Origin of the sequence: Micromonospora sp. S4605 (assembly GCF_003176715.1) — a bacterium.
Classification (GTDB): domain Bacteria; phylum Actinomycetota; class Actinomycetes; order Mycobacteriales; family Micromonosporaceae; genus Micromonospora; species Micromonospora echinaurantiaca.
The window spans coordinates 1-7,913 of record NZ_QGSW01000382.1 but is presented as its reverse complement, the minus strand read 5'-3'; the positions used below and the strand labels follow the sequence as shown (position 1 = coordinate 7,913).

Sequence of the window (7,913 nt, the reverse complement as noted above, 5' to 3'; positions counted from 1 at the left end):
GTGGTGGGCGGGTCAGCGGAGGGTGAGTTGGCGGCCGAGCAGGCCCTGGCGGGACCGGCGACCGGCGGCGTCCAGCGGGGTGGTGTCGGCGAGCGCCTCGGCGTACCGCTTGGCGAACTGGGCGACCGGGTCCTCCCACTCGCCGGCCGGCGTCTCCTCCGGCAGGTCCCAGACCGGCACCAGCCGCCCGTGCGCGCGGAACATGCCGGCGAACCTGGTGTCCTCGCCGAGGGTCAGCGTGCCGGCGGCGCCGAGCCGGGCCAGCGCGTCGAGCGCGGCGTCCTCGTCGTCCGGGAGCACCCAGCGCACGTGTGCCTTCTCCGGCACCTGGCACCAGTACGCGGCCCGGGCGGCGGTCAGCCGCACGGTCGGGTAGACGGCGGCGTTGGCCCGCTCCAGGGACGCCTGCACGGTCGGGTCCTCGCCGGCGCCCGGGTCGAGCCAGAACTCGAACCCGTCGTGCATGGTGATCTCCAGCGGACCGTCGACCAGGACGTCCTGGAGCCGGGGGCCGGGGCCGGGCAGCGGCGGCACCGCGACCTGGCCACCCGGCTCGGTACGCAGCGCACAGAGCAGCGCCTCGGCCAGGTCGCGGGAGACGTCACCGGACTGCTGGTGGCGCTGGAGGCCGATGAAGACCCGCCCGTCGGGCTTCGTCATCGCCGGAGCCGCCATCGGCAGCACGGTGGCCAGCGTGACCGGCCGCTCGCCGAACTCCTCGACCAGCTCGGTGACGAGCCGCAGCGGGGCGGAGGCGGCCGGCACCAGCTCGCGCAGGGCGATCCACTCCGGCTCGTCGGTCAACCCCTCGAAGGGGCGGGGCACGAAGACGTCGCGCACCTTCTCCCGCTTCGGGGTGGCTTCGGCGGCCCGCTGGCTCTTTCGACGCTTGCTCACGGCGAGACAGCCTAGAGCCCGCGACCGGACGGCGTGGGCAGGACCCGCCTCCGGTGCCCGATCAGCCGGCCGCGACCAGGTCCGACCGGGCCGCGCCGATCGGCTCGAACTCGGCCCAGACGCTCTGCCCCAGCCCGTCGCGGTCCACGCCCCAGCGGCTGGCCAGGCCGGAGACGATGTGCAGGCCCCGGCCGTCGGCCGCGTCCGGGTCGGCCGACCGGATCCGCGGCCCCTCGGTCGCGCCGCCATCGGTCACCCGCAGCGTGATCCGCTGACCCTCGTCCGACGTCCGCAGCCGCCAGGCCACCCGGACCACCCCGCCAGGCAGCGGGTCGGCGTGCCGGACCGCGTTGCCGACCAGTTCGGCCAGGACCGCGACCAGATCCGCCAGCAGGGTGGCGGGTACCACCTGGGTCAGTTCCTCGGCGAGCCGCCGCCGGGCCAGCCGCGCCCCGCTGGCGTGGTGCGGCACCACCACGCACCACGCCCGTTCGCCCGCTCCCGTCGACACGCGTCGCCCCTTCTCACCTCGCCGCCGCCGGTCACCCGCGGGGCAGCCGCACCTCAGCGACCGTACCGCCACCGGCCCTCGGTCGGAGGAATACCCAGCCATCCTGCTGTTCAACGATCCGGCGGACGAGATAGAGACCCAACCCCGCGCCCGGGAAGCGCCGTCGGTCGCCGGACTCGCCCTGCCAGAACCGGTCGAACGCCCGCTCCACGTGCTCCGGCCGGATGCCGATGCCCCGGTCGCCGACCCGGAACGAGACGGTCTGCCCGTCCGCGCCGGCGGTGACCTCGATCGGCGACCCGGGCGGGCTGTACTTGCCCGCGTTGGTGGCCAGTTCGGTGAGTACCGTGGCCAGGCTGGGCCGGTAGCCGAGCGCCTTGGGCAGGTCGGCCGGCAGGTCGAGGACGAGCCGGTGGCGCAGCTCGGCCGGCAGGTCGGTGACCGCGGCCCGGAGCGCGTCGCCGAGGTCGAAGGGGGCCGGCGGGTCGTCGCCCGGACCGGGCTCGGCGGCGGAGGAGAGCAGCCGGTCCACCAGTCGGGCCAGCTCGTTGGCGCGCTGGCCGATCACCCGGGCGGCCTGCCGCCGGTCGGCGTCGGTGAGCGACTCCCAGTGGTCGGTGAGGGTGTCCGCGTACCCCTTGATCACGGTGACCGGGGTGCGCAGCTCGTGGCTGGTGACCGCGACGAACAGGTCCCGGTCGTGGTGCCGGCGCTGCTGGTCGGTGATGTCCCGGAAGCTGACCACCCGCAGGGCGGCCGGCCCGGCCAGCTCACCCGAGGTGATCCGCAGCCACCGGCCGTCCGGCAGCCGGTGGTCGAGCACCTGGCCGGACGGCGGCAGCGGGAACGGCAGCGGCTGGTTGAGGGCCTGGTCGGCCGCCCGGCCGGTCACCTGGGCCGCGGCGGGGTTCCAGAGCCGGACGTGCCCCTCCCGGTCGACCACCGCCAGCCCGTCCGCGAGTGCGGCCACCACCGGCCCGTCACCGTGCACCGGCAGCCCGCTCTGGTCGCCGTACATGTGCGCGATGCAGGAGGCGAGGTAGGCGACCACGGCGTGCTGCTCGGCGCCCGGGTCCTCGTCGCCCCCCGGGTAGAGGGCGTGCAGGCTGCCCACGGTGAGCCCGCCGATCTCGGCCCGGGCGACCACCATCCGGTGCAGGCCCCGGGCGACCAGTTCGCCGGTGAGCTGGCCGGTGAGCTGGTCCGTGCGGACCTGCTGCACCCGTGGGCCGGAGAGCAGGCAGACCGTGGTCGGGTCGGTGGCCGGCAACGGCCGGCCCACCGTCCACTCGGCGGCCCCGGTCGCGGCGATCACCCGGCCGCCGGCCGGCCCGAACTCCACGAACGCCATGGCCGCCGCGCCGAGCGCGGGTTGGGCGACCCGGAGCAGCTGGGTGAGGACCGGCAGCCCGGCGTCGCCAGAGTTGATCATCTCGATGACCACCCGGTGGCCGGCGATCAGGGCCGCGTAGTCGGTGCGCTCCGGCATGCCCCGAGTGTGCCGCGCCGTCCGGCTTTCGGACACCCCCGGCCGGACCGACCGTCGCGCCCGGCGGGCGGACCGCACCCGATGGTCACCGGCCGAGGTCGGCGGTCGGTGGTGGTCGGCGACCGAGCCGGGCGAGGGTGTGCGCCGGCCGGTCGGTGATGATCCCGTCCACCTCGGCGGAGAGCACCAGGTCCAGGTCCGCCGGCTCGTTGACGGTCCAGACGTAGACCTGGTTGCCGGCCGCGCGCAGCGCTGGGACCAGTTGCGGGCGGGCCCGCACCAGGCCGATCCCGGGGCCGGCGATCCGGCTGCCGAACGGCAGCCGGCCCAGCCGCAGCCAGCGCGGCAGCACCTCCAGCAGCAGCACGGTGGGCAGCGCCGGGGCGAGTTCCCGCATCCGGCGTACCGCCAGCGGGGAGAACGACATCACGGTCACCCGTACCGGATCGTCCGGTTTCGGCTCGGCGAGCCCGTACCGGCGCAGCAGGGTGACCAGCCGGCGCTCGACGTCGCCGCCGTACCGGGAGGGGTGCTTGGTCTCCACCAGCAGCCGGACCGGCCGGCCGGCGGCCAGGACGGCGTCGAGCAGCCGCTCCAGGGTGAGCAGCCGGGTGTGCGACTCGTCGAGCACCTCGTCCCCGTCGGCCGGTACGCAACCCGGGTGCCACGAGCCGAAGTCCAGCGCCTCGAGTTCGGCGAGGGTGCGCGCGCTGACCAGGCCGCGACCGTTGCTGGTCCGATCCAGTCGCCGGTCGTGCACGCAGACCAGGTGCCCGTCCCGGGTCAGCCGGACGTCGCACTCCAGCCCGTCCGCGCCCTCATCGAGGGCGCGCAGGTAGGCGGCGAGGGTGTGCTCCGGCAGGTCGTACGACGCGCCGCGGTGCGCGAAGACCAGGGGTTCGGCCATGCCGTCCGCCTAGCGGACCCACCCCGGCTGCCCGTTCGCGTCGATCACCGGGCGGCCGGCGGCGGCCCACTCACCCATCCCGCCCGCGACGTTGCGCACCTGGTCCCAGCCGTTGCGCATCAGGTAAGCGACGACCTGGGCGGAGCGGCCGCCGGACCGGCAGATGACCGCCACGTCGCGGTCGGTGGGCACCTCGGCGAGCCGGGTGGGCAGCTCCATCATCGGCAGGTGATGGGCGCCGGGGGCGTGGCCGGCGGCCCACTCGTCGTCCTCGCGGACATCGAGCAGGTAGGTGTCGTCGGCGATCTCGGGCACGGTCACGGTGGGTACCTGGGGTCCGAACACGGGTACCAAGCCTAGATCCTGGTCCGGCCAACCGCCGCAGTCGCGGCCGCCGATCCGGTCACAACCGGGTCACCCAGCGGGGGTTGGCCGTGGCCCAGTCGGCCACGCCGGCGTCCCGGACCGCCTCGAAGAGCCCGTTGGCATCGTCGTCCAGCACCACGTACGAGACCTGGTCGATGGTCTGCGGGTAGGACGGCACGTGCACCCCGCGCAGCGCGTCGCTGGGCAGGTCGCGCAGCGCGAGGAGCAGATCCTCCACCGGAACGCCGTTGGTGTCCACGGTCAGCGAACCGCCCACCGCCCGGATCACCTGGTCGAGTTTGACCGGATTGGTGCGCAGCCGATTCTCGGCGGCGCGTTCCAGCATCGCCCGGAGCAGTTGCTGCTGGTGGGTCTGCCGGTCGTAGTCGCCGCCGGGCAGGCCGTAGCGCTGGCGCACGTAGTCCAGCGCCTGTGCCCCGTCCATCCGCTGGCAGCCGGGGCGGAAGACCCGGTCGGTGTGGATCGAGCGAACCTCGGTCCGTACGCACATCCGGACCCCGCCGAGCAGGTCGATCACCTTCCGGAAGCCGGAGAAGTCGATCAGCGCCGCGCCGTCGAACCGGATCCCGGTCAGCCGGGCCAGCGTGACGGAGAGCAGGCGGGCGCCACCCTCGCCGCCCCCGCCGTGCTCGAACGCAGCGTTGATCTTGTCCTGCCCGCCGCCGAAGCCGTTCGCGCTGGCCGGGATGGCCACCAGCAGGTCACGCGGGACCGAGACCAGGTAGGCCTCGCGGAGCCCGGCCGGCACGTGCACGATGAGGATGGTGTCGGTGCGGTGGTCCGGGCCGCTGTCGCCGGGGCGGGCGTCGGAGCCGATCAGCAGGTAGTTGAGTGGCCCGTCGAGGTCGGTCCGGTCCCGCCGGGCGCGCGGGTCGAGCAGTTGCTCCCGCAGCACGGTGCGGTCGTACCGGTCGGTGAGGGCGCGGAGGCCGAGGACGGCGAGCCCGGCCAGCAGTACCAGCGCCAGGCCGGCACCGAGCAGGGCGCGGGACCAGCGCGCCGGCGCGTCCCCGGTGCCCGCCCGGATCCGCTCACGGCCGTCCCGCCCCGACCTGGACGTGGCGCCCCCTCCCCGCAGCCGGTACGTGAACCCTGCTCACGTCAGGCTACGGGCGGGACGGCGCCGGTCAGGTCCGATCTGCCGAGATTCGTCCAGCCGTGCGACCCCGCGGTCGCCGGGGGCCCGCCACGCTACTTGCGGTTGGAGATCACCCCGGGGTTGGCGAAGACGAACTCGGCCAGCTTGTCCTCCTTGACCGCCCGGAACATGGCCAGGGTCTCCTCACTGAGGGTCTCCTTGCCCGCGCCGTCGCCGTGGAAGGTGCCGCCGTTGGTCTTCAACATGGTCAACTCGTTGGCGGTGACCCCGCGCATGGTGAAGACGAAGTCGGCGACCGGCACCCCGCCGGTGTCCAGGATGAAGGCCTTGCCGGCCGCCTGGATCAGCTGGTTCAGCTTGACCGGGTTGGTCAGCGTGCCGTTGTCGCTGGCCTTGCGGGCCATCGCCTTGATCAGCTGCTGCTGGTTCGCCTGCCGGTCGTAGTCGCCGTTCTTGAGGGTCTTGCGCTGCCGGGAGTAGTCCAGCGCCTCCCAGCCCTCCATCTCCCGGCAGCCCTTCTTGTGCACCACCGGGGTCCTCGGCTTGCCGGTCTTCTTGGCGTCCGCGTTCCACATCGGCTTGCCGTCGACGTACGACATGTGGATCGACTCGACCTCCTGCTTGACGCAGATGCGCACCGAGCCGAGGGCCTCGATCACGTTCTTGAAGCCGCCGAAGTTGATGATCGCGGCGCCGTCGAAGCTGATCCCGGTCATCTTCTTGATGGTCTGTGCCATCAACTGGGCGCCGCCCTCCCAGCCGCCGCCGTTGCGGGCGCCGGCCTGGAACGCTGCGTTGATCTTGTCGACCCCGCCGCCGTAGCCGCTCTTCTTGAAGGCCGGGATCTGCGCCTCGGTGTCCCGCGGGATCGAGATCAGGTACGCCTGGTCGTGGGTCGCCGGGATGTGCAGCACGATGATGCTGTCCGCGCGCACGTCGTCGGCGGCCCAGCGCTCCCGGGCGTCCACGCCGAGCAGCAGCATGTCGATCGGGCCGTCCAGGTTCGCGCCGCCCTCGGCGTCGGTCTTGCCGGCGTCGCCGAGCAGGTTGCGCTGGGCGATGTTGCCGGTGGCCTGGCTGATCAGGGCCTTGCTGCCGACGATGGCGACACCGCTGGTCATCATCAGCACCGCGCCGAAGACGACGGTGAGCCGGGCCCAGAGCGGATCCTTGCGGCGCTTCCGCCTCTTCGCCGGGCCGCCGCCCTTGCCGGGCTGTACCGGAACGGTGGAGGACACCCGGACGGACGCGCGGGGTGGCTCCAGCGACGAGGGGCGTCGGCTGGTCTGAACCGGCATGCGTGCTCCAGCTCGCGGGAAAAGGGGCGGGACTACTGTACGTACGGTTTCCCGTCCTGGCGAGTTCGTCTCACGGCCAATTTCCGTTGCCCTGCCGGCCATCCAGGCGATCTGACCGAACGGACAGATCAAGGCGACCGGTCGGCGGTTGGCCGTCCGGCAGCCGGGATCCCACCACCGACCGATGTCGACGACCGTCGACGTCCGACCCGGTGCCGGGGCGCCCGGCCGGCCGGTCCGTGACGGCTCAGCCGCCGTCGCCCGCGGCCGGCTTCTGGTTGGCCTTCACCCAGTCGGCCATCGTGTCGCCGGCCATCGCCCGGTACATGGCGAGGGCCTTCTCCCGGTCGGACACCACCACCGACTCCCCGTTGATCGTCTGGCTGCCCACGTGCGGGCTGGTGACGAAGGTAAGGTTCTCGCCGCGCAGGTTACGGAACTGCACCGCCATGTCCATCAACGAGAAGCCCTGGTCGACGGTGACCGCGTCGGTCACCGACTGGAGGAAGTCGTGCAGCTTCTTGGGGTTGGTCAGCGTGCCGGTGCTCGCCGCCTTGTCCATCAGCGCGCGGAGGAACTCCTGCTGGTGCCGCATCCGGGCGAAGTCGCCGTCCGGGAACTGCTTGCGCTGCCGGATCCAGTCCAGCGCCTCGGCGCCGTTCATGTGGTTCACACCCTTGGTGAACGTCCGGTACGGCTTGTGGATCGAGGTGATGGTCCGCTCCACCTTCAGGTCGACCCCGCCGAGCGCGTCGGTGACCTGCTTGAAGCCGGCGAAGTCGATCGCCATCACGTGGTCCAGCCGGACGTCGGTGAAGCACTCCACGGTGCGTACCGCGAGCGGCAGACCGCCGAACGCGAACGCCGCGTTGATCTTCCCGCGCTGGCCGGAGCCGCATTCGGCGCCGGCGCTCTCCGGGATCGGCACGTACAGGTCGCGCGGGATGGAGACCAGGTAGGCCTGCTTGTGGTCGGCGGGGATGTGCATCACGATGATCGTGTCCGCCCGCCATTTGCTGCTCTGGTCGACCGGGGCGTCCGGGTCCCGCGAGTCGCTGCCGACCAGCAGGATGTTCAGCGCCCCCTCGACCGGCTTGGCCGGCCGGCCGCCGGTGATCTCCGAGAACGGGTCGGTGCGGGCCAGGTCGTTGTTCAGGTTGCGGGCGTAGAACCAGGCGCCCAGACCACCGAGCAGCGCGAGCACCAGCACGGCCACCCCGGCGACCATGGCGATCCGGCCCCAGCGCGGGCGCGGACCCCGCCGCTCCGGCCGGCCGGGCCGGCCGCCGGAGCGGCGGGGTCCGCGCCCGCGCTGGGGCCGGATC

General features: G+C 73.2%; 8 protein-coding genes. All 8 read right to left on the bottom strand.

Annotated elements, in window-relative coordinates; genetic code table 11:
* Positions 1–12 precede the first annotated feature (12 nt).
* Complete coding sequence (locus tag DLJ47_RS31110; protein WP_109905389.1) at positions 13–897, bottom strand: DUF5926 family protein; 885 nt, start codon at positions 895–897, stop codon at positions 13–15.
* Between the two features lie 61 nt (positions 898–958).
* The gene (locus tag DLJ47_RS31105) at positions 959–1,375 is read right to left on the bottom strand and encodes an ATP-binding protein (RefSeq protein WP_233258116.1); all 417 of its coding nucleotides are present in this window, start codon (positions 1,373–1,375) and stop codon (positions 959–961) included.
* 64 nt (positions 1,376–1,439) lie between these two features.
* Complete coding sequence (locus tag DLJ47_RS31100; protein WP_109905385.1) at positions 1,440–2,897, bottom strand: sensor histidine kinase; 1,458 nt, start codon at positions 2,895–2,897, stop codon at positions 1,440–1,442.
* Positions 2,898–2,982: 85 nt separating this feature from the next.
* Complete coding sequence (locus tag DLJ47_RS31095; RefSeq protein WP_109905383.1) at positions 2,983–3,804, bottom strand: glycerophosphodiester phosphodiesterase; 822 nt, start codon at positions 3,802–3,804, stop codon at positions 2,983–2,985.
* 9 nt (positions 3,805–3,813) lie between these two features.
* Positions 3,814–4,149 (bottom strand): rhodanese-like domain-containing protein, encoded by a 336-nt coding sequence (locus DLJ47_RS31090; protein WP_109905381.1) that lies wholly within the window; start codon positions 4,147–4,149, stop codon positions 3,814–3,816.
* Positions 4,150–4,207: 58 nt separating this feature from the next.
* Positions 4,208–5,086: an LCP family protein gene (locus DLJ47_RS31085; protein WP_109905379.1), complete on the bottom strand. Its 879-nt coding sequence runs from the start codon at positions 5,084–5,086 to the stop codon at positions 4,208–4,210.
* Between the two features lie 296 nt (positions 5,087–5,382).
* On the bottom strand, positions 5,383–6,588 hold the full coding sequence (locus tag DLJ47_RS31080; protein ID WP_109905377.1) for an LCP family protein: 1,206 nt from the start codon (positions 6,586–6,588) through the stop codon (positions 5,383–5,385).
* Between the two features lie 247 nt (positions 6,589–6,835).
* On the bottom strand, positions 6,836–7,913 hold a 1,078-nt coding region (locus DLJ47_RS31075), incomplete at its 5' end, for an LCP family protein (protein WP_109905375.1).